The sequence below is a fragment of the Arthrobacter sp. AOP29-A2-19 genome (genome assembly GCF_058138025.1).
Genome location: NZ_CM176894.1, coordinates 2,308,589 through 2,328,460, shown reverse-complemented (window position 1 = coordinate 2,328,460; position 19,872 = coordinate 2,308,589). Strand labels below are relative to the sequence as shown.

Annotated in this window: 19 protein-coding genes; 12 read left to right on the top strand and 7 right to left on the bottom strand. The window is 68.8% G+C overall.

Annotated elements, in window-relative coordinates; translation table 11 throughout:
- On the bottom strand, positions 1 to 234 hold the full coding sequence (locus tag AC3ZJJ_RS10740) for a hypothetical protein (RefSeq protein WP_489891813.1): 234 nt from the start codon (positions 232 to 234) through the stop codon (positions 1 to 3).
- Between the two features lie 171 nt (positions 235 to 405).
- Here AC3ZJJ_RS10740 and AC3ZJJ_RS10735 point away from each other — a divergent pair, with 171 nt between their 5' ends.
- From AC3ZJJ_RS10735 to AC3ZJJ_RS10705, 7 genes are all read left to right on the top strand, one after another.
- Positions 406 to 2,922 carry a hypothetical protein gene (locus AC3ZJJ_RS10735; RefSeq protein WP_489891812.1) on the top strand — a complete coding sequence of 839 codons (2,517 nt, stop codon included), beginning with the start codon at positions 406 to 408 and terminating at the stop codon, positions 2,920 to 2,922.
- Positions 2,923 to 2,994: 72 nt separating this feature from the next.
- Positions 2,995 to 3,123, top strand: coding sequence for a hypothetical protein (locus tag AC3ZJJ_RS10730; RefSeq protein WP_489891811.1), 129 nt, complete (start codon positions 2,995 to 2,997; stop codon positions 3,121 to 3,123).
- Between the two features lie 310 nt (positions 3,124 to 3,433).
- Positions 3,434 to 4,117 (top strand): fasciclin domain-containing protein, encoded by a 684-nt coding sequence (locus AC3ZJJ_RS10725; protein ID WP_489891810.1) that lies wholly within the window; start codon positions 3,434 to 3,436, stop codon positions 4,115 to 4,117.
- A gap of 150 nt (positions 4,118 to 4,267) precedes the next feature.
- Positions 4,268 to 4,849: an ECF RNA polymerase sigma factor SigK gene (gene sigK / locus AC3ZJJ_RS10720; RefSeq protein ID WP_489891809.1), complete on the top strand. Its 582-nt coding sequence runs from the start codon at positions 4,268 to 4,270 to the stop codon at positions 4,847 to 4,849.
- Positions 4,849 to 5,754 (top strand): anti-sigma factor, encoded by a 906-nt coding sequence (locus AC3ZJJ_RS10715; protein WP_489891807.1) that lies wholly within the window; start codon positions 4,849 to 4,851, stop codon positions 5,752 to 5,754. Before sigK ends, AC3ZJJ_RS10715 begins: the two co-directional genes overlap by 1 nt.
- Before the next feature lie 132 nt (positions 5,755 to 5,886).
- Positions 5,887 to 6,324: a DUF4383 domain-containing protein gene (locus tag AC3ZJJ_RS10710; protein WP_489891806.1), complete on the top strand. Its 438-nt coding sequence runs from the start codon at positions 5,887 to 5,889 to the stop codon at positions 6,322 to 6,324.
- Positions 6,325 to 6,540: 216 nt separating this feature from the next.
- Positions 6,541 to 8,202 (top strand): molybdopterin-dependent oxidoreductase, encoded by a 1,662-nt coding sequence (locus AC3ZJJ_RS10705; protein ID WP_489891805.1) that lies wholly within the window; start codon positions 6,541 to 6,543, stop codon positions 8,200 to 8,202.
- 114 nt (positions 8,203 to 8,316) lie between these two features.
- Here the strand turns inward: AC3ZJJ_RS10705 and AC3ZJJ_RS10700 are convergent, their stop codons facing one another.
- The 6 genes from AC3ZJJ_RS10700 to AC3ZJJ_RS10675 all read right to left on the bottom strand — a co-directional run bounded on the left by AC3ZJJ_RS10700 (position 8,317) and on the right by AC3ZJJ_RS10675 (position 13,353).
- Entirely contained in the window at positions 8,317 to 8,949 is a 633-nt protein-coding gene (locus tag AC3ZJJ_RS10700; RefSeq protein WP_489891804.1) for a DUF3618 domain-containing protein, read from the bottom strand.
- Positions 8,946 to 9,392 carry a phage holin family protein gene (locus tag AC3ZJJ_RS10695; RefSeq protein ID WP_489891803.1) on the bottom strand — a complete coding sequence of 149 codons (447 nt, stop codon included), beginning with the start codon at positions 9,390 to 9,392 and terminating at the stop codon, positions 8,946 to 8,948. The genes AC3ZJJ_RS10700 and AC3ZJJ_RS10695 overlap by 4 nt, the downstream gene beginning before the upstream one ends.
- Positions 9,389 to 10,273 carry a hypothetical protein gene (locus AC3ZJJ_RS10690; protein WP_489891802.1) on the bottom strand — a complete coding sequence of 295 codons (885 nt, stop codon included), beginning with the start codon at positions 10,271 to 10,273 and terminating at the stop codon, positions 9,389 to 9,391. The genes AC3ZJJ_RS10695 and AC3ZJJ_RS10690 overlap by 4 nt, the downstream gene beginning before the upstream one ends.
- Before the next feature lie 530 nt (positions 10,274 to 10,803).
- Positions 10,804 to 12,075 carry an NAD(P)/FAD-dependent oxidoreductase gene (locus AC3ZJJ_RS10685; protein WP_489891801.1) on the bottom strand — a complete coding sequence of 424 codons (1,272 nt, stop codon included), beginning with the start codon at positions 12,073 to 12,075 and terminating at the stop codon, positions 10,804 to 10,806.
- Positions 12,072 to 12,407: a CDGSH iron-sulfur domain-containing protein gene (locus AC3ZJJ_RS10680; protein WP_489891800.1), complete on the bottom strand. Its 336-nt coding sequence runs from the start codon at positions 12,405 to 12,407 to the stop codon at positions 12,072 to 12,074. Before AC3ZJJ_RS10680 ends, AC3ZJJ_RS10685 begins: the two co-directional genes overlap by 4 nt.
- Positions 12,319 to 13,353: an iron-containing redox enzyme family protein gene (locus AC3ZJJ_RS10675; RefSeq protein ID WP_489891799.1), complete on the bottom strand. Its 1,035-nt coding sequence runs from the start codon at positions 13,351 to 13,353 to the stop codon at positions 12,319 to 12,321. The genes AC3ZJJ_RS10680 and AC3ZJJ_RS10675 overlap by 89 nt, the downstream gene beginning before the upstream one ends.
- 653 nt (positions 13,354 to 14,006) lie before the next feature.
- On the opposite strand from AC3ZJJ_RS10675, the gene AC3ZJJ_RS10670 reads away from it, so the two are divergent.
- The 5 genes from AC3ZJJ_RS10670 to AC3ZJJ_RS10650 all read left to right on the top strand — a co-directional run bounded on the left by AC3ZJJ_RS10670 (position 14,007) and on the right by AC3ZJJ_RS10650 (position 19,830).
- The gene (locus AC3ZJJ_RS10670; protein ID WP_489891798.1) at positions 14,007 to 15,179 is read left to right on the top strand and encodes a zinc-dependent alcohol dehydrogenase; all 1,173 of its coding nucleotides are present in this window, start codon (positions 14,007 to 14,009) and stop codon (positions 15,177 to 15,179) included.
- 201 nt (positions 15,180 to 15,380) lie between these two features.
- Positions 15,381 to 16,700 carry an extracellular solute-binding protein gene (locus tag AC3ZJJ_RS10665; RefSeq protein ID WP_489891797.1) on the top strand — a complete coding sequence of 440 codons (1,320 nt, stop codon included), beginning with the start codon at positions 15,381 to 15,383 and terminating at the stop codon, positions 16,698 to 16,700.
- On the top strand, positions 16,697 to 17,668 hold the full coding sequence (locus AC3ZJJ_RS10660) for a carbohydrate ABC transporter permease (protein ID WP_489891796.1): 972 nt from the start codon (positions 16,697 to 16,699) through the stop codon (positions 17,666 to 17,668). The genes AC3ZJJ_RS10665 and AC3ZJJ_RS10660 overlap by 4 nt, the downstream gene beginning before the upstream one ends.
- Positions 17,668 to 18,510 carry a carbohydrate ABC transporter permease gene (locus AC3ZJJ_RS10655; protein WP_489891795.1) on the top strand — a complete coding sequence of 281 codons (843 nt, stop codon included), beginning with the start codon at positions 17,668 to 17,670 and terminating at the stop codon, positions 18,508 to 18,510. The genes AC3ZJJ_RS10660 and AC3ZJJ_RS10655 overlap by 1 nt, the downstream gene beginning before the upstream one ends.
- A 33-nt stretch (positions 18,511 to 18,543) precedes the next feature.
- Positions 18,544 to 19,830 (top strand): ABC transporter ATP-binding protein, encoded by a 1,287-nt coding sequence (locus tag AC3ZJJ_RS10650; protein ID WP_489891794.1) that lies wholly within the window; start codon positions 18,544 to 18,546, stop codon positions 19,828 to 19,830.
- Positions 19,831 to 19,872 lie beyond the last annotated feature (42 nt).

Below are 19,872 nucleotides of genomic sequence, written 5' to 3'. Positions count from 1 at the left end.
CTACTCCTTGGCCGCGTCCGCCTCCGGCAGGACGGGATGGCCCTCGTGGTGGGGGTGCTTCGGGTGGGCGGCTTCCTGCTCCTTGAGGTGCTTCTCCAGCTTCTCCTCCGCCTCGTGGCGGCGCTGCGTGAGGTTGCGCAGTTCGCTGTTCCCGAGCTCGATGTCTTCTTTTCTGCGCGGGGGCAAGCCGCGCCTGTTCCCCCGGCTTGCGCCGGAAATTTCCTGGCTAGTCATACGTGCATCGTCCCATCCCGCGCCGAGACGGGAAAGGGGTACGGGGCGGGCGGCGCCGCGTGGCGGGTGGCCCACGCCGTCCTTTACGGTGGCCGCCAACCTGCCTAGCATCGAAGGCGGAGGGCACAATCCACGTCAAACCGTGGATTGTCCTCCGGGAGGGAGCGCCGCATGGCGGGATCCGGGCCGCCGCCGGAGAACGATCCGGACCTGCTGGAGTTGCGCATCCACGGGGTACGCAACACGCCCCCACACGAGATCCTCCTGACCGTGCCCAGCCAGGTGGTTTTTTGCCGCGGTGACGCGTTGGCGGGGTTCAGCACCTATGCCGAACCGCTGCCGCGCAGCGCGCCGAAGGGCCGGCACGTGGAGGCCTACGGATGGGGGCTGCTGGCCCGGTTCACGGGCGTTCCGACCCTCGGCCGCGTCGGCGACGGGCTGGTGCGCGTCCTCTGGTTCTCCCTCGCGCCTTTCGGGCTGGCAAACACCGCCTACTGGTCGAGGAACCGGATCGGCAAGGACGAGGCCGGCGACACTCCGGAACTTGAGCGCGTACCCGGCGCGGCCGATGCCGCCCAGGTGGCCCGAACGATCAGCACCGGCGTCGGGGCGGGAACGGTCCGGCTCTTCGGGCTGCTGCTGACGCTGCTGTATGTGACGACGGCGGCGTCGGTCGCGTGGGACATGTTGGCGGACCAGTGCTTTACCGGGGGTCCCGGACCGGACACCCTGCTTGCGTGCGGGCCCTTCTCGCCGCTGTTCGCGCCCCTGCTGGGATTCTCCGCGGGCGCGCGCGCGGCCGTGCTGCTCGTTATTCCGCTCGCCGCCCTCTCGGTTGTTCTGACGCTTCCGCTGCTGGGCCGCACCCGGTACCTGCCCGGACCCCGGGAGGGCGAGGCCCCGCCGCCTCCCGCCGGAGGCTTGCGCACGGACGGCAACCCTCCGCCCCTGCTGGGCCGCCGGGACCTCTGGATCGTGGGGGCGGGCATGGGACGGCTGCGCCGCATCCACGCGGGCGCCGCCGTCGCCTGGCTTGCGGGAATCATGGCGGTGGACCGCCTCGACAGCCTGGCGGAGGCGGGTTGGGGGCCGGCGCTGGCGCGTTCCTGGGGCTGGACCGTCCTTGCCGGCTCGGCCCTGGTTCTGGTTGCCGCGGGCGGCGCCTGGCTGTTCCGGCCGCAGACGGAGACCCCGGGGGCGGGGCCGCGCCTCTTCCACCGGGCGTACCTGGCGCTGTCCATCGTGCTTCTCGGTGTCGCCATCGTCCTCTCCGCCATCGACGCGGAGACCCCCTCCGGCGGGAGGGCCGGGGAAGTGGCGGCCACCGCCGTCGTCCTGCTCGTCGCCTCGGTCCTGACCATGATCCTCGCCCAGAGCCTGTGGGCCTCCGGCACGGCCGCCGAACGCCGCTTCCTGGGGTGGGGAGGCCTGGGCCCGTTCGTCTTCGCGTCCCTGGCCACGGGATTCGGCCTTCTGCTGTCCCTGGCCGCCGTGATGGTCTCGGGGTGGTTGCTGGGCGGGCTGGAGGCACCCATGGTCTTTATGCTGCACGGCGCCGGATTCGCGCTGCTGCTGCTCGGGGCCGTCGTTGTCGTCTCCACCGTCCAGCTCTGGGTCTGGTGGCGCGGAAGGGACGGTGCCCCGGCGGAACGGGCCGCCGTCCGGCGCGACCTGGTGCACGACGCCGGCGAATGGGCCGACGCCGCCGTCATCACCATCGCCGCCCGGCGAGTCTGGAGGGTCCGCCGCCTCACCGCCCTGCTGCGCCGCGCCGAGACGGTCACCGGCTGGACGGCGGGCACGGTCTTTGTGGGCGGCTGGGCGGGCGGCGTCCTCGCCGTGATGTGGCTCGCGGGGCGCCCCGCTTCCGATTCCGCGCTGTGGGACGCGGTGCGCGCCACGGGCGCGGCCGGCCTGTGGGCGGGCGTGATCGTCGTCGCCGTCCTGGTGATCGCCTCCGCCCGGGGGGACGCGCGACCCTTTGCGCTCCTGTGGGACCTGATGTGCTTCCTGCCCACCCAAGCCCACCCCTTCGGCCCGCCCTGCTATTCGGAGCGCGTGGTTCCCGAGCTGTCGGGCCGGATCCAGGACTGGCTGGACGGCAAGGGCGGGGACTGCGCACCCGCCGGCAATCCGGCACGCCGGCGGGTGGTGCTGTCCGCCCATTCGATGGGACTGGTGCTCACCGTCTGCACGCTGTTCCACCTCAAGGCCCTCGGCGTCGCAGACAGACGGCTGGCCCGCATCGGCGTCGTCAGCTACGGGGTGCAGGTGCGGCGCTATTTCGGCCGCTTTTTCCCTCAGGTGATGGGCCCGGCCGTCATGGACAACGTGCCTGCCGGGCCGCCGTCGGCCACGGGCCGGAATCCCTGGCCGCCCACGCTCGAGGAGGAGGTCGCCGGCGAGGCGGCCGCGGACACTCCCGGCGCCCCCACCGACGCGGGGAACCTGCGGGCGCTCGTGGGGGAGCGGTGGCTGAATCTCTATAGGCCCACGGACCCGCTGGGGTTTCCGGTCCGGTACTCGGCCGGGGCGAGGGATCCCGACGGGGTCTCGACGGACGGCAGGGCGGAGGAATTCAAGCGCGGCTCCTACCAGTTCGCCGTCGCGTCCCACACCAATTACCTGGAAACGCGGGCCTACGCGCGGGCCTTCTCGGAGGTGGCCCGGCGGGTGTTCCGGGACTAGCTATCGGCGTATCGTTCGTAATGGGGGACACACCCATCCGGAGGAACCGACTCCCGAGCAAGGAGGCACACGATGCCTGACAAGTCGCCACATCGCCACGAGGCGAAGAAGCCGTCGAAGAGCATCAAGCAAAAGCGCGCCGAGAAGCGCGCCAAAGGGACGGACACCATCGTCGACCCCGTCGCCAAGATGAAGAAGTAGCACGCACGTTCCTGGAACGGCTCGGCCCGACGGCGGCGGCATCAGCGGATGCGGCCGCCGTCGTCGTCCGTCCCGGGGCCGAGGCGCCGGGCACGATGAACGGGGAGGAAGCGGCCGTTCGTTCCGCTTCTTCCCCGCGCGCCCAGAGTACGTCGGCGGGGCGGCGGGTTCGATACTTGAACGCCGGAAAAAAGAATCTTCAGGCCGATCCAATCCGATCGCGCACCTGCTCCGAACACACCTCGACAGCCCGCACCGGACACGGTGGGGAAACAGACGGCCTGCGGGTCGAGGTACAAGGAGAAACGCCATGAAGCGCATGAACAGGAAATTTGCTGCCGCACTCGGTCTGGTAGCGGTCACGTCCCTCGGACTCACCGCCTGCGCGGGCACCGCCGATTCCGGGTCCGAGGAGAACACCTCCTCGGCGCCGATGAGTTCCTCGGCCCCCATGACGTCGGCCTCCCCGTCGGCCAGCGAGGACATGGATCCCGCGGCCAACCTGGTCGGCCCCGGCTGCGAGGGCTACGCCGAGCAGGTTCCGGACGGCGAAGGCTCCGTCGCCGGCATGGCCAAGGACCCGGTCGCAGTGGCCGCCTCCAACAACCCGCTCCTGAAGACGCTGACGTCCGCCGTCTCCGGCGAACTGAACCCGGATGTCGACCTGGTCGACACCCTTAACAGCGACGAGTTCACCGTCTTCGCGCCGGTCGACGAGGCGTTCGCCGCGATCCCGGAGGCCGACCTGAAGGCGGCGGTCGGCGACACCGACACGCTGACGTCGATCCTGACCTACCACGTGGTACCCGGCCAGCTGACCCCGGAAGAGGTCGTGGGCATGCAGACCACCGTGCAGGGTGAGGACGTCGAGGTCACCGGCAGCGGCGACGAGCTGATGGTCAACGGCGCCAGCGTCATCTGCGGCGGCGTGCAGACCGCCAACGCCACCGTGTACCTCATCGACGAGGTCCTGATGCCGCCGGCCAAGAAGTAAGTAACGGCAACTGCGGGCAACGGGGCCGGTGCGGATGGCGAATGCCCTTCGCACCGGCCCCGCCCGCACCGCCCGCCGGAGAAGGGCTCGGAGATGTCCACTTCAGCGCTGGTGTGCGGCGGCGGCACCGCACGTGAGAGTCTAGACACCATGCGAATGTCACGGCTCCGCGTTGCGGACGCGGGTTCACCGCCCACGCAGGAAGACCTGCTGCTCAGTGTCGCCTCTGGCGACGAGGCGGCCTTCGAGGAGCTGTACGACGCCGTCGCGCCCCTGGTGTTCGGACTCGTCCGCAAGGTAGTCCGGGACGAGGCGCAGAGCGAAGAGGTCACGCAGGAGGTCTTCGTCGAGGTGTGGGAGCAGGCGGCCCGCTTCGACGCAACCCGCGGCAAGGCGGTCTCCTGGATTTGCACCCTGGCCCACCGCCGCGCGGTGGACCGGGTACGGGCCAGCCAGGCCAGCCGCGAGCGGGACATGCGCCAAGGCATCAAGGAATTCCAGGAGTCGTACGACGACGTCCAGGACACCGTCATCCTGAGGGCCGACGGCGAACGGGTCAACAAGGCGCTGGAGTCACTCAGCGCCGCGCAGCGCGAGGCCATCCGGCTCGCCTACTACGGCGGCTACTCGCACAGCGAGGTGGCTTCGATGCTGGAGTTGCCGGTAGGCACGGTAAAAACGCGGATACGCGACGGAATGATCAAACTTCGAGACTTGTTGGGAGCGGCGTAATGGACAACGAACAGCACGAGCTGGCCGGCGCCTACGCCCTCAACGCCCTCGACAAGAAGGAGCGCGAGGACTTCGAGGCCCACGTCCGCGAGTCGGAGACGGCCCGCCGGCAGGTGGAGGAGTTCGAGGCGACCGCCGCGATGCTGGCGCACGGCGTCGAACCCGTCGCCCCACCCCAGCGCGTCAAGGACAACGTGATGGCCGCGATCCGCGCCAAGCGGCAGGCCTCGGCCGGGAACCCGCCGGTCGATGGCGCGAACGGCGCCACCGCGGAGGTGCGCACCGGCACCGATGCGACGCCGTCCTCGGGGGCGCCGGAGGCGACCGGTCCAGGCGACGTCGCGCCCCACCCGCCGACCCGGCATGCCGCGCAAGAGAACGTGGTCGACTTCGGAGCGGAGCGCGGGCGACGCGCAGCCAATCCGAACACCGCGCGTTGGCTGGCGGCCGCCGCGGGCGTGTTGCTGGTCGCGACGGGCGGCCTGGCCGGCGTCGTTGCGACGCAGAACTCCGAGCAGCAGCGCCTGCAGGAGCAACTCGCCGCGGTCAGCGACGACCAGGCCGAATTGGCGCGGCTGTTCGCCGCGTCTGACCTGAAGAGCGCCAGCCAGCGCATGGAGGGCGGCGCCGTCGTAAACCTGGCGTACGCCCCGTCCGAGGGCATGATGGCCGTCGCCGCGCACGGCTTGCCCGACCTGCCGGAGGACAAGGCCTACGAACTGTGGCTCATCTCCCCGGCCGGCGCCTCGCCGGCGGGCATGATGGAGCCGGACGACGCCGTGGCCGGCGCCATGCGCATGGTCACCGGCGAGATGGACGGAGTCACGCACTTCGGCATTACGGTTGAACCGGCCGCCGGTTCGCCGGCCCCCACCACCGACCCCATCCTGCTCCAGGAGCTGTAGCTCCCGTAGCCTCGCAGGCATGTTCCCGACGATGCCCCGGCCGGATCCAATCCGGCCGGGGCTTCGCTCCGAACCGGATGCATCAAACGCTCGGCGACTCCACCGCCGGGCACCGCACCGAAGGAGAAGCATATGGTCAGCACACATACGGAACAGCGCCACCGCACCCCCGTCCAGGCAGCAGCGCTCGTGGTCGGAGCGGTGTTCCTGCTGGTCGGCATCCTCGGATTTGTGCCCGGCATCACCACCAACACCGACCAGCTCACCCTCGCGGGGCACCACTCGGAAGCCATGCTGTTGGGCATCTTCCAGGTGTCCGTGCTCCACAATGCCGTCCACCTGATCTTCGGCGTCGCCGGTATCCTGCTGGCTCGCGCCCCCATGGCGGCCAAGCGTTTCCTCGTTGTCGGGGGCGTGGTCTACCTGGTCCTTTGGGTCTACGGCCTGGTCATCGGGCACGATTCGCCGGCCAACTTCGTGCCCCTCAACAGTGCGGACAATTGGCTGCACTTCGCGTTGGGTGTGGCCATGATGGCCCTCGGCTTCGTGCTGTCGCGCAAACGAGCCTGATCTTCCCTTGCCGGGGAATTCGCGCCGCGGCAGGGGAATGGGGGAACGGCGGGGGAGACAGCGCGGTGGCGCTGGCTCCCCCGTTCGCGTTAAGGCCCGCGTCCTAGCATTGGGGCCTGAGGCAATCCGTTCGGCCGCTCTGTTCCGAACCCCGTTCGTCGAAGGTTTGCCCGGGAAGCGGGCGGCCGGTGCACGGCACTACAAGAAGGGTCCACCATGAAAAACGACGTCTCTAGGACGCCCCGCCTTCGCGGGGCACGGAGGTTGTGGCCGTTCGCCGTGGCCGGGGTCGTGTCCGCGGCCGTCCTCTTCGCCGCAGCCGAGCTGGTCTCCGCATTCTTCGCCACGGCGTCCTCGCCAATTGTCGCCCTCGGCGCCGCGTTCATCGACATCACCCCTCCCTGGCTCAAGGACTTCGCCATCGCGACGTTCGGAACCAACGACAAGCTGGCGCTTTTCATCTCGATCGGAATCGTGGCGGCGCTCGTGGCCGCCGTGACCGGCGTCGTGGCCCGCCGTAGCTTTCGTGGCGCCGCCCTGATCGTCGTGGCGCTCGGAGTGGTTGTCTCGCTCGCGGTCCTCTCCAGGCCGGCCACCGGGCCGCTCGACCTGGTGCCCTCCGTGGCCGGGGTCGCTGCGGGACTCGGGGTGCTGCGACTTCTGGTCCGGCGCGCCGCTGGCATCGCGGCCGGCGCGGCCGGAGGCTCCACCGACACCAACACCGACACCGCGGCGGGCGTGCCGGTCCATTCCGATGCCGGGGCCTCGGCCGACACGTCGCGGAGCTCCGGCAACCCGCGCCGGGGCAACTCGCGCCGCGGCTTCCTGGCCGCCGCCGGCTTTGCCGCCGTCGGCGCCGCGGCACTGGCCGTAGGCGGCCGCGCGCTCTCGGGCGTGCGGAACGCCGCCTTGGCCACGCGCGACGCGCTGCTGCTGCCGGCCCCGCGCACGGCCGCGCCACCCTTGCCCGACGGCGTCTCGGCCAAGGTCAAGGGCATGCCGGAGTTCGTGACCCCTAACGAAGACTTCTACCGCATCGATACCGCACTCGTTGTTCCGCGGATCGAGCCCGCGGACTGGGAACTTCGGGTCCATGGGATGGTGGAAGAGGAATTCACCATGACCTTCGATGAGTTGCTCGCCCTGGAGCTCGACGAAACCCACGTAACGCTGACCTGCGTCTCCAATCCGGTCGGAGGCGATCTGGTCGGCAACGCCAAGTGGCTCGGGTACCCGCTCCGCAAGGTGCTGGAGCGGGCGCGACCCACGGAGGGGGCGGACATGGTCCTGTCCACCAGCATCGACGGCTTCAGCGCGTCGACGCCGCTCGAGGTGCTTACCGACGATCGGGATGCGATCCTCGCCGTCGGCATGAACGGCGAGCCGCTGCCGCTGGAGCACGGCTTCCCGGTGCGCATGGTGGTTCCGGGCCTGTACGGATACGTGTCCGCGACCAAGTGGGTCGTCGACCTGGAGGTCACGCGCTTCGCGGACAAGGTCGCCTACTGGACCACCCGCGGCTGGTCGGACCGCGGACCCATTAAGCTGGCCTCGCGCGTGGATGTTCCGCGCTCGTTTGCGAGGGTTCCCGCAGGGACCGTTGCCATCGGTGGGACGGCATGGGCGCAGCAGCGCGGTATCGACTCGGTCCAGGTCCGGCTGGACGACGGCGAGTGGGTCGAGGCCAAGCTGGCGGCCGAGGCCTCCGTTGACACCTGGCGGCAGTGGTCCCACGAGTGGAAGGACGCGACGCCCGGGCTGCACACGGTGACGGTGCGCGCGATCGACGCCGATGGCGAAGTGCAGACGGAGGAGCGCGCGGACCCGGTGCCCAACGGCGCCAGCGGCTGGCACAGGCTCCAGTTCACCGTGGAATAACCACGGCCGTCACAACGCGGCGCCGGCAACGCGGAGGACCCGAACCGCGGCCCGGGTGGCAAGGAGGGCCGGGGCATCGCCCCGGCCCTCCCTCCAGCATGTGCGTTCAAGCCGCTACAGCGGACGAGCGTCCCCTGAACTGGTGTCGCTCACGTGCTCCTTGGCTTCCCTGGCACGGTCGCCGACGTCCTGCGCGCCCGTCTGGGCCTCGTCCTTGACCGTCTGGGCGGATTCGGTGGCGGTGGCCTTGACGGACTCGGCGGCCTCGCGCGCCGGCTCCTTCAGGTCCTCCACGACCTCCTTGGCCGCGCTGGCGAGTTCGTCCGTCAGCGGTTGCGCCTTGTCCTTCAGCGCCGTGGCCGCCTCCCGCTCCTTCTGGCTCGCCGGGATCAACGACGCCGCCAACATGCCGGCGCCGAAGGCGATCAGTCCGGCGGCCAGGGGGTTGCCCTTGGTCTGCGCGATGACCTGGTGCGGGGCGTCCTGAACGGCGTGCCCCACGTTCTGGCCCAAGTCCTGGACGGCGCCGCCGGCGTGGTGGGCCTTGCCCGAAGCGGTCCCACGCACGTCGTCGGCGGTGCCCATCACGTTGGAGCGCACCTTGTGGACGGCGTTGCGCACCTTGTCGGTCTGGCGGTGCGCGATCGAGGACGGGCTGACCTTGTCCGACAGCGCGTCGACGTCGTAGCTGACTTCCTGGCGCGTGCGTTCGATGTCGGCACGAATCTCATCGGGTGTTTGGCTCATGGCGTGGTCTCACCTGGTTTCATGGTTGGGGGAATTTCCTTGACCGTGGCCGCCGTTTGCGGGAGGCCCTTGACTTCCTTCAACTTCTTTTTGCCGACAGACGCCAGAACGGCCGCGACGATGGCCCAGAGGACCGCGACGATCACGGCGGACCAGCCCAGGTGCATGACCGATCCGAGCGCCCACATCAGGGCCAGCGAGAGGAACAGCAGCACAAAGTGACCCGCGACGCCGGCTCCGCCGAGCATGCCGGCACCCTTTCCGGCCGAGGACGCGGATTCCTTCATCTCGGCCTTCGCGAGGTCGACTTCCTGACGCATCAAGGTGGACAGGTCGCGCGTGAGCTCGCCGAACAGCTCGCCCAGGGAGCTGGTCTCGGCCCGCTCGCCCGGCGTCGTCGGCGGTACGCCGGAGATCGGCGGACCCTGTTGGTAGTCGCTCATGGCCGCGGGTACCCCCGATCGGTGTCCGCCGGGAACCTTTCCGGTCCGCCAACGTCCGAGGGGATGCTGCGGGCGCCGGTCTCCGTGGGGGACTCGAACCCCGTGTCCGAGGCCGGATAGGTCTCGGCCAAGGGGTATGTCTCGGTTGGCGGTCGGACGGGCTGGGCGGGCGTGCGAACGCCGGCCGTGCCGCCGGTGTAGCCCGTCGACGTGTTGCCCGTGGCCGAATCCTGGCCCGTCATGCCCCGTGCCAGCCGTCCGGCCAGCAAGCCTGCTCCCGCCGCCACGGCGAGGAAAACGCCGGGCCGCCGCCTCGCGAACCCCTTGACCTCCTCCAGCAACGATCCCGGATCGCGGCCGTCCAACCAATCGGCGACGTCGCCCGCCTTGCCTGCCGCCTGATCGACGAGGGACGTTGCCGTTCCTGAGCCCTCGGAGTTCTTCGCCATGCTGCGCAGCTCGTCGCTCATGGACCGCAGCCCCTGCGCGACCTTTTGCTGTTGGGCGCCGGCCTGGGATCTCAGGTCCGAACCGAGCTCGTCAACGAGGCCGCGCACCTGCGCCTTCGCCTCGTGGGCCACCTTGCCCGCCTCTTGCTTGGCGGTGTGGCCGACCTGCTTGGCGGTCTCGGCGCCCTCGTGACCAAGCTGGCGCGCCTCTTCCTTGGCGGCGGTCTTGGTGTCTTGGGCGCCTGAAGTCCCTGCGGTGCCCGCCGTCGACGTGGTTGCGCCGGCATGCTGTGCCGTTGGCGTTGTCAGCGGCCCGGCGGCCGGTTCGCTGAACGGGTCGTCGGGGACAACGGCCGCTGACTGGAGCGGATCGTTGCCGCCTGGCGTCGACGAAGTGCGGGACGGGTCCCGCGGAAAATCCTGTGTGCTCATGGTGCTGTCTCCAATGGGTCGGTGGTTGTCACTCGATTGGCATGGCCGGCCGTGCCGGCAGACTGAACTTGTTCGCAGGCTCCACCCAATGCCTCAATGTTGCATGCACCCGTGTGCCCGCTTGGCCGTCGGCCCCGGTCGCGAAGGCGGCTGGGCAAGGTTGGACGGGTCGGTGGTGTGCCTGAACATCCCGACATCTGGACCTGCGACGAGCCCGGACGTGCATCACCCGGCGCTACCGCTGGTGAGTGAAGACGCCCTGGATCCTGGGTTCGAAATACATGAGTTTTCCTCCCTCTCCTCCGCGCGCGTTCCCTGTTGGTTGGCGGGAAACCTCGCACGGAACATCAGCCTTGCGTCTTCTGACGCTGGAGAGCTAAGCACGCCCCGCGGCGCCCCGCAAGACCGGGAACGCAGGTCTTGACGCCGGCGGGGCGACCCTGCTTACGGTGGAGAGAGCCCCGTCGTGCATCAGAACGCCCACCCCCAAGGGGATCCCGTCGGGCCTCGCCGGACGCCGGCCGGGGGCGTCAGGCGATGCCCCGGCCCTCGCTCCCCAGCGGCAGCGGCTCGGCCAGCTCGAGCAGGTCCGACGCGGCCGCGTCTTGGGCCGGGCCCGTCGCCAGCTTCGCCACCAGCAACGACGCGGCAACGGAGTTGGTCATACCCCACTTGGCGTACCCCGTGGCGACGAGCACCGTCTCTGTGGGCCTGCCGCAGGTCGGGACGGGACCCGCGACCGGAAATCCGCGGACGGGATCGTAGTCCTCCGCGGACCAAGCGTGCGTGCGGACCATTCCGGGGAACGCGCGGTGCGTCCATTCCTCTATCTCGGAGTAGGCGTGGCGGGCATCGCGGTTTCGCCCCCGTTGGAGATTGCCGCCTCCCACGATGAGACGTTCGATCCCGTCACCGGGCAGCGCTGTGCGCAGCGAGCGCGGGGGACCGTCGACCGAGGCGAGCATGTCCTGCGGGTAGTCCGCCGCGGCGGGGTCGGTCGCGTGGAACGCGACCGCATACGCGCGCCCGCTGCCTGTCCGGGACGCCGGGGCGAGGCGCGGCGCGTCGCCGGGCGCCGGGGTGTTGGCGGCCATCACCACCCGGCGGGTGCGGATCGTGTGTGTCTTGGGAAAACCGTTCAGTTGCGCCGCCGGCGTTGTGCCCAGCACGACCGTGGCTATCGGGCCGGACGCGACACCGAGCAGGCGCGTGTTGGCGACGACCATTCCCCCTAGCCGGCGGACCTCCTCGGAGGCGGCGGCGAGGAAGTCCATGGGATCGAACTGGTATTGGTCGGGCAGCGCGATGCCGCCCGCGAAGCAGAAGGGGAGGTCGACGTCGCCGGGGGCGAGTCGCCGGACGTCCAGCCCCGCGGCCTCGAGGACCCGCAGGTCGTCCTGGAGCCCCTCGAGCCCCTGACCCGTCTGGGAGTAGGAGACGGCGCGCCGGGATTGCAGGTCAACCCCACTCTCCTCACAGAACTCGACAAGCCATCGCATGCCCTCCAGGTTGGACCTGAGGAAGGAAGCCGCGGTGGCCGGGCCGTGCTGGCGCAGGATGCGCCCGATGCGGTTCCCGTGCAGGACCGTGAGCTGGCCGGTCGCATTCCCGGTGGTCCCCGCTCCGGGATGCCTGGAATCCACGACCAGGGTGCGTTGGCCCGCTCTGGACAGCATCACGGCGGTGGCTAGGCCGGTCATCCCGGCGCCCACAATAACGGTGTCGAAGTGCCGGTTGGTCAGCCGGGACGCGGAATCGGTGGCGAGTGGCTCGCGGCCCGCCAGCCACAATGAGTCGTTCATGGTTGCCCCTCCCGGTTGCGTTCGAACTTGGATAACTTGTGCGAGCCGTCGCAGAACGGCTTGACGGCGGACATCCCGCATCGGCAGAGCGCAACCGTCTCCCGCTCCTGCTGGATGGGCAAGCCGTCCCCGTCGACAATGTCGACCTGCCCGCGCACCAACAGCGGGCCGCGGGGGCACACCACGATCTCGGTCGGATCCTCACTGGCCCTCACAGCGAGACCACGCAGTCGAGCGGTGCCGTCATGCTGCCTCCAGGGCGGGCAGCGGCAGGCGCAGCGAGGTGCCGCCAATGGCCCATGCCTCCATCTGCCACGTGCCGACGAGTTCATCCAGCATGCAGACGGTGGCAGCGCCGAAGAAGACGTCGCTCGCGAGCCGGGGGTCCTCATCGATGAGGCCACCGGCGAGGTCGCGTCCCGCTATTTGCTCGTGGACCGCGTCGGCCTCGACGTGCTCGTCGAAATAGTCGGTCACGGGTGAATCGAAGCCCAGACGGCGGAACCCCCGCGCGTACCGCGCATTGGGGACGGACGACGTCATCTCGTAGATCGCCAGGTGTCCCACGATCGCCCCGCGCAGCCGGCGCTGCAGCCCGAAGAGCGACATCGCATTGACGGAGGCAAGCGTGATGGCCGGGAGGAAATCAAGGTACGCGCCGAAATCCGACTTTAGCCCAAGCCCCTCCATGGTCCGTGCGAAGAGCTGCGAGTGCATCTTCCCGGTCCTCCCGCCTCCGTATTCGTCGGCCTGGATTTCCACCATGGCGGACTTGGCGCGCCCGGACAGCCGGGGAATCGCCCAGGTGTGGGGATCCGCCTCCTTGAGCTGATAGATCGACTTGTGGACCAGGAACTCGCGCAGCTGTCCAACGTCCGCACGGCGGGCCACAAAGTCCGCGACCGAGGGCCCTCCCGGGGCCTCGGCCATGGCGAAGAGCCGGTCCGCAACGTTCTGCGCGCCGCGGGGCGGGCGCTCGTGCGCGGACACGGCGTCCCTCAGGCGTCCCTCGAACGCCTCTTCCAGCCGGGCCCGGGCGGCAAGGAGCGGCGGGTGCCACTCCCAGCGGTCGTTGACCCCCTCGATCCCCGAGTAGTGCAGTTCGTAGAGGCAGAGCAGGGCAAGCTGCAGATCGTCGTCGTAGAGAACGTCGCCGTGCGCGCGAAGTGACCTGTCGAGGGTCTCCTCAAGACCCGGCAGCGGGTCGGCGAAGTCGTTGCGCTGCAGCGCCTCGAACAGGGTGCGGGTGATGGGGCCGCGGACGGCGGGAAGCTCCATGTGGATGTCCTTTGGTGGAGGGGAACGGGGTAAGGGGCGGCCGGTCGGCCCCATTGCCGACCGGCTCGCCGAGCACCCCACAGAGGGCGCGCCTGTCGGCACGCCGCGGGTGGATGGGAGTGTGCGGAGAGTGCACCGTGGCTTGGGGAACGGGCCCACCGTGAAGACGGCCCCGCAGGAACGCGGAACAGCAGCCTACGGAGCGGGTGCGACGCTTTGGCATGTCCCGAACAGCGTGGTTGCGGGTGCGGCTTCCTGGGGGCACGAGACCTCCTTCGTCATCGTCCCCCGGGAGCCGGGGCGGCCAGCGGCCGGCCTTGGTAGGCGTGTTCACATCGCATGCTCTTGTTGCGGCACACCCTCGTTGGTATGCGGCGTTCCCGATGGGGCAATCGTTCGGGGCTGGCCCACCATGACATGCATTTTGGACGAAGTAAACACTTGCACACCCGCATTATCGACGGTCGGAACGGCCCACCGCTGGCGGTTAAGGCCAATCCTGCCGGTCTGCTTCTTACGTTGTAAGCCTGCTCGTTCTTACGGCGTAAGTCGAATCGAGTCCGACGCTTTCCCTCGAACCGCTCGGATGTTTGACTGGACTCTTGGCCGGCGCGACGCGCCGGTGCCAAACGCAATCCCCACCAGGAGGACCCTTGAAGGCACTCACATGGCAAGGCAAGCGAACCATCGGCTACGACGAGGTCCCGGATCCTAGGATCCAGGAGCCCGGGGACGCGATCGTCAGGATCACGTCCACCGCCATCTGCGGCTCGGACCTGCACCTGTACGAACTTATGGGCCCCTACATGCATGCAGGCGACGTGCTGGGCCACGAGCCCATGGGCATCGTCGAGGAGGTCGGCCCGGGCATCAACCGCCTCAAGGTGGGGGACAGGGTGGTCATCCCTTTCAACATCTCCTGCGGGCACTGCTGGATGTGCGAGCACGGCCTGCAGTCCCAATGCGAAACCACCCAGGTGCGCTCCAAGGGCAGGGGAGCGGCACTGTTCGGCTTCTCGGAGCTCTATGGGCGGGTCCCCGGCGGCCAGGCCGAATTGCTACGTGTGCCCCACGCGGACTACGGCGCCGTGGTCGTCGGCAACGAGCTGCCGGACCACCGCTACCTTTTCCTCTCGGACATCCTGCCCACCGCCTGGCAGGGCGTCGACTACGCCGACGTCCCGGAGGGCGGCACACTGGCCGTCTTCGGCCTGGGCCCGGTTGGACAGCTGGCGGCGAGGATCGGCGTTCACCGCGGATACCGTGTCATCGCCGTCGACCCGGTGGCCGAACGCCGCGAGATGGCCGCGCGCCACGGTGTGGAGGTCTTGGACTTCACGAAAGATACGGTGGGCCAGTTGGGGGAGATGACCCAACGCGGTCCGGACGGCGTGCTCGACGCCGTCGGCATGGAAGCCCACGGATCGCCGACCGCCTCGATCCTCCAGCAGGCCACGGGACTGTTGCCGGACAAGATTGCCCAGTTGGCCATGGAGAACGCGTCGGTGGACCGCACGGCCGTCCTGCACTCCGCGATCAAGGCCGTGAGGCGCGGTGGCACCATTTCCATCAGCGGCGTCTACAGCGGGCAGGCCACGCCCATGCCGCTGTTGGACCTCTTCGACAAGCAGGTTCAAATCCGGCAGGGCCAGTGCAACGTGAGGCGCTGGACGGACACCATCCTGCCCCTGACGGAGGATCCGGCCGACCCGCTGGGCCTTGATGATTTGGTGACCCACACGGTGCCGCTCTCCAAGGGGCCAGAGCTCTACTCGACGTTCCAGAAGAAGGAGGACGGCTGCATCAAGGTGGTCCTCCAGCCGTAGCGGTGGACGCCCCCTGGTTCCGTCCGGCGGCGGGCGGGGCCACGGGAACCGCAAACAACGTAGTGAAAGACGGATTCGCCAAAGGGGCATAGGCTAAAACAGTGGTCAAACGGCGCTTGCCGTTCTAGGGTCACCTGTAGGGCTGCAGGCGAAACCAGAAAGCCTCCGGCCGTTGTCACGATGATGTGGAGGCCTGTGCCAATGCCGATTCAATCCCGACCACCCGAGGCGACCCGCCGGGGGAGGCGAGCCGCGGCGGCGGCCGTCGCCATGGCAAGCCTGCTGCTTTCGGGCTGTGCCCCCGCGGACGGAGGCGCTCCGGTACTGACCTGGTACATCAACCCGGACGACGGCGGCCAGGCGGCCATCGCGGAACGCTGCACCGCCGCCGCCAACGGGCAGTACTCCATCGAGACAACGTTGCTGCCCGCGGACGCGTCCTCACAACGGGAACAGCTTGCCCGGCGCCTCGCCGCCGGAGACACGTCCCTGGACATCATGAGCCTGGACCCGCCGTTCATTCCCGAACTGGCCGAGCCGGGCTTCCTGGCGCCGGTCCCCGAGGAGACCATCCAGAAGACCACGGCGAACACGCTGGAGGGCGCACTCGCCGGCGCAACGTGGAAGGACACGGTGGTCACCGTCCCCTTCTGGGCCAACACGCAGCTGCTGTGGTACCGCAAATCCGTGGCGGAGGCCGCCGGCCTGGACATGTCCCAGCCCGTCACCTGGGACCAAATCATCGGGGCGGCGCGCGACCAGGACAAGTTCCTGGGGGTGCAGGGCGCGCTCGCGGAGTCCATGACCGTGTGGGTCAACGCGCTGGTCGAGTCGGGCGGCGGGCAGATCATCGCCAACCCGGAGGCCTCCGCGGACGAGGTCCAGCTGGGGCTCGAGTCCGACGCCGGCAAGAAGGCCGCGGAAATCGTCTCGACCATCGGCTCGGAAGGCCTCGGCAGCCCGGGTCTGCCCACCCAAGCGGAAAACGAGTCGATGCTCCTGTGGCAGGGCGACAAGGGCTCGTTTATGGTCAACTGGCCCTTCGTCTGGCCGGCCACCAACGGCGCCGCGGAGGCGGGCAACCTGGACGCCTCGCTGGTCGAGGACATCGGGTGGGCGCTTTACCCCCAGACGGTCGCCGGCCAGGAGTCGGCTCCGCCGCTGGGCGGCATCAACCTCGGCGTCGGGTCCAAGAGCGACAATCCCGATCTTGCCTACAAGGCCATCGAATGCATCGTGTCGCCCGAGAACCAGATCGAATACTTCGTCACGAACGGCAACCCGCCGTCGGACTCCACCGCATACGACGACCCGTCCATCATCGAGAAGTTCCCCATGGCGGACACCATCCGGCAGTCGCTCGAGCAGTCCGCTCCGCGGCCGCAGACGCCGTACTACAACGAGGTCTCCACCGGCATCCAGCAGAACTGGGCGCCGCCGTCGGCGGTCAACCCGGAGACGACCCCGCAGACCACCACCCAATTCATCGTTGATGTCCTCCGAGGGGAGAGGCTGCTGTGAGTGCCACCACCGAAACACGGAAAGAAGCCAGGGAGGGGGCGCGCCATTCGTCGCGGACGGCCCCCGTCTTCAGCGACCGGCGCAAGGCCGAGCGCAAGCTGGGATGGATCCTCGCGGGGCCCGCGTTCGTCATCATGCTCCTCGTCACCCTGTATCCGATTCTTCAGGCCGTCTGGGACTCGCTGTTCAATTTCCGGCTGACGGCGCCGGCGGACCGCGCGTTCATCGGCCTGGGGAACTACTCGACGATCCTGACGGACCAGCTTTTCTGGAAGGCCCTCGGCGTCACGCTCCTGATCACCGTCATCACCGTGGTCGTGGAACTGGTCCTCGGCTTCGCCCTGGCGCTCGTCATGAGCAAGGCGCTGAAGTCGCTGCGCGGGCTCGTCCGCACGGCCATCCTGGTGCCCTACGGCATCATCACCGTCGTCTCCGCCTTCGCCTGGTTCTACGCCTTCGACATCAACTCCGGCTTTGTGAACAGCTGGTTCGACTGGGTCCCGGGCATCGGGGAGGACACCAACTGGTTCGCCGGCACGTGGTCCTCGCTGTTCGTGATCATGGCATCGGAGATCTGGAAGACGACGCCGTTCATCTCGCTCCTGCTGCTCGCCGGACTGGCGCAGGTCCCGGATGAGCTGACGGAGGCCGCCGAGGTTGACGGCGCCACCTGGTGGGAGCGGATGGTCCGCGTGATCCTGCCGAACATGAAGGCCGCGATCATGGTGGCCGTGCTGTTCCGGGCACTCGACGCCTTCCGCATCTTCGACAACGTGTTCATCATGACCAACGGGGCGTTTGGGACCGAGGTGCTCTCGCTCCTGGCGTACCGGACGTCGATCGGCCGGCTGGAGATCGGGCTGGGTTCCGCCGTCTCCGTGCTCCTGTTCCTGTGTGTCCTGCTCATCTGCTTCGTCGCCATCAAGCTGTTCAAGGTGGATCTGGCCGGAAGCCAGGGGGGGAAATAATGTCCAAGACAACATCGAAGTCGAAGCTCATTTGGGCGGCCATCACCGTGGTGGTCCTGATCTACGCGCTGTTCCCGGTCGCGTCCATCTTCGCCACCTCCTTCAAGGAGCCCAGCGACCTGGCCAACGGCAAGTTCCTGCCGACCAAGTGGTCGGGGGTCAACTACGAGCAGATCCTCGTCGGCGACGCGCAGGAGCTGTTCCTCTCGTCGCTGCGCAACTCGATCGGCATCGCGCTGATCGCCACGTTCGTCGCCGTTGTGCTCGCCACGCTGTGCGCCTACGCGATCGCGCGGTTGGACTTCCCGGGAAAGAAGCTCATCCTCACCACGGCACTCGCCGTGTCCATCTTCCCCGTGATCTCCATCGTGACGCCGCTGTTCAACGTCTGGCGCACCATCGGCCTCTACGACACGTGGCTGGGCCTGATCATCCCGTACCTGTCGCTGACGCTGCCGATCTCCATCTGGACGCTCGCCGCGTTCTTCCGGCAGATCCCGTGGGAACTCGAGCAGGCGGCTCAGGTAGACGGAGCCACCACGTGGCAGGCGTTCCGCAAGGCGATCGTCCCGTTGGCGGCGCCCGGCGTGTTCACCACCGCGATCATCGCGTTCTTCATCGCCTGGAACGACTTCGTCTACGGGATCTCACTGACGTCCACGGAGGCGGCCCGGCCGGTCCCCGCCGCGCTGGCGTTCTTCACCGGTGCCTCGCAGTTCGAATCACCCACCGGGGCCATCTCCGCGGCGGCGATCATCGTCACCATTCCCGTGGTCCTGCTGGTGCTCCTCTTCCAGCGCCAAATCGTCTCCGGCCTGACCCAGGGCGCCGTCAAGGGCTAACGCCCGGGCCCGCGAACCACAAAGGACAACACCATGGCTTCAATCACCCTGAACAACCTCGTCAAGAAGTACGACGACGGATTCCCGGCGGTCAACGACGTCTCGATCGACATCGCGGACGGCGAGTTCGTCATCCTGGTCGGCCCGTCCGGCTGCGGCAAGTCCACGCTCCTGCGCATGATCGTGGGGCTGGAGGACATCACGTCGGGCGATCTGCTGATCGACGGCAAGCGCGTCAACGAGAAGGCTCCGCGCGACCGCAACCTGGCGATGGTCTTCCAGAACTACGCCCTGTATCCGCACCTGACGGTCTTCGAAAACATCGCGTTCCCGCTGCGGCTGAACAAGGGCAAGCTGGGGGAGGAGGAGATCAAGCGGCGCGTGATGACGGCGGCAAAGACGCTGGAACTGACCGACCACCTGGAACGGAAGCCCGGCAACCTCTCCGGCGGGCAGCGCCAGCGCGTGGCCATGGGCCGGGCGATCGTCCGGCAGGCCGACGCGTTCCTTTTCGACGAGCCGCTCTCCAACCTGGACGCCAAGCTGCGCGGGCAGATGCGCGCCGAGATCTCCCAGATGCAGCGGCGCCTCGGCACCACCAGCGTCTACGTGACCCACGACCAGACCGAGGCGATGACGCTGGGCGACCGAGTCGCCGTGCTGAAGAAGGGCATCCTGCAGCAGATCGCCTCGCCGCGGGAACTCTACGAGCAGCCCGTCAACCTTTTTGTGGCCGGCTTCATCGGCAGCCCGTCGATGAACTTCCTCCCGGCGACGCTGGAGGGGGACGTCCTCCGGACGCCCATCGGCAACATTCCCGTCCCCGAGGAGAAGGCGGCGGTGGCCCGCGGCAAGAGCGTGGTGCTCCTGGGCATCAGGCCCGAGTTCTTCGAGGACGCGTCCCTGGTCGAGGACCACAAGCTCCAGCACGGCTCGCGGTTCCAGGCGGAGCTGACCCACACGGAGTGGCTGGGCAACGAGCAGTACGGCTACATCGACTTCGAGCCGACGCCGGAGGTGCGCGACCTGCTGCAGGGCCTCGCAGCGGACATGGACGCCGAGGAACTGCGGCCCCAGGTCGTGGTGACCTTGGACGCTGCGAGCCGCATCCGTGGCGGACAGCCGGCGGAGCTGTGGCTGGACACCCGGCGGCTGCATATCTTCGATCCCGGCAGCGGCGAGAACCTCACGCGGGACGCCGAAGCGGGGGCGGCCCTCACGCAGGAGGCCTCGCAGGAGCGCGAGCGCGAAATCCAGCGCGCCGCCCAGGCCGCGGCCGACGGAAACGGCCCGAAGGGCGACCAGATCGGGGTGGCGTAGCCGTCACTACGCCGGGCGCGGACCAGCGGTCCGCCTGGCATG

Coding starts and splice junctions, on each gene's coding strand:
- AC3ZJJ_RS10695 (WP_489891803.1), bottom strand. CDS start 9,392: ATGAGCGACTACCAACAGGGTCCGCCGATCTCCGGCGTACCGCCGACG.
- AC3ZJJ_RS10665 (WP_489891797.1), top strand. CDS start 15,381: ATGCCGATTCAATCCCGACCACCCGAGGCGACCCGCCGGGGGAGGCGA.
- AC3ZJJ_RS10655 (WP_489891795.1), top strand. CDS start 17,668: ATGTCCAAGACAACATCGAAGTCGAAGCTCATTTGGGCGGCCATCACC.
- AC3ZJJ_RS10740 (WP_489891813.1), bottom strand. CDS start 234: ATGACTAGCCAGGAAATTTCCGGCGCAAGCCGGGGGAACAGGCGCGGC.
- AC3ZJJ_RS10650 (WP_489891794.1), top strand. CDS start 18,544: ATGGCTTCAATCACCCTGAACAACCTCGTCAAGAAGTACGACGACGGA.
- AC3ZJJ_RS10715 (WP_489891807.1), top strand. CDS start 4,849: ATGGACAACGAACAGCACGAGCTGGCCGGCGCCTACGCCCTCAACGCC.
- AC3ZJJ_RS10675 (WP_489891799.1), bottom strand. CDS start 13,353: ATGGAGCTTCCCGCCGTCCGCGGCCCCATCACCCGCACCCTGTTCGAG.
- AC3ZJJ_RS10690 (WP_489891802.1), bottom strand. CDS start 10,273: ATGAGCACACAGGATTTTCCGCGGGACCCGTCCCGCACTTCGTCGACG.
- AC3ZJJ_RS10680 (WP_489891800.1), bottom strand. CDS start 12,407: ATGAACTCGTCGGCACGTGGCAGATGGAGGCATGGGCCATTGGCGGCA.
- AC3ZJJ_RS10730 (WP_489891811.1), top strand. CDS start 2,995: ATGCCTGACAAGTCGCCACATCGCCACGAGGCGAAGAAGCCGTCGAAG.
- AC3ZJJ_RS10725 (WP_489891810.1), top strand. CDS start 3,434: ATGAAGCGCATGAACAGGAAATTTGCTGCCGCACTCGGTCTGGTAGCG.
- AC3ZJJ_RS10735 (WP_489891812.1), top strand. CDS start 406: ATGGCGGGATCCGGGCCGCCGCCGGAGAACGATCCGGACCTGCTGGAG.
- AC3ZJJ_RS10710 (WP_489891806.1), top strand. CDS start 5,887: ATGGTCAGCACACATACGGAACAGCGCCACCGCACCCCCGTCCAGGCA.
- AC3ZJJ_RS10700 (WP_489891804.1), bottom strand. CDS start 8,949: ATGAGCCAAACACCCGATGAGATTCGTGCCGACATCGAACGCACGCGC.
- sigK (WP_489891809.1), top strand. CDS start 4,268: ATGCGAATGTCACGGCTCCGCGTTGCGGACGCGGGTTCACCGCCCACG.
- AC3ZJJ_RS10705 (WP_489891805.1), top strand. CDS start 6,541: ATGAAAAACGACGTCTCTAGGACGCCCCGCCTTCGCGGGGCACGGAGG.
- AC3ZJJ_RS10685 (WP_489891801.1), bottom strand. CDS start 12,075: ATGAACGACTCATTGTGGCTGGCGGGCCGCGAGCCACTCGCCACCGAT.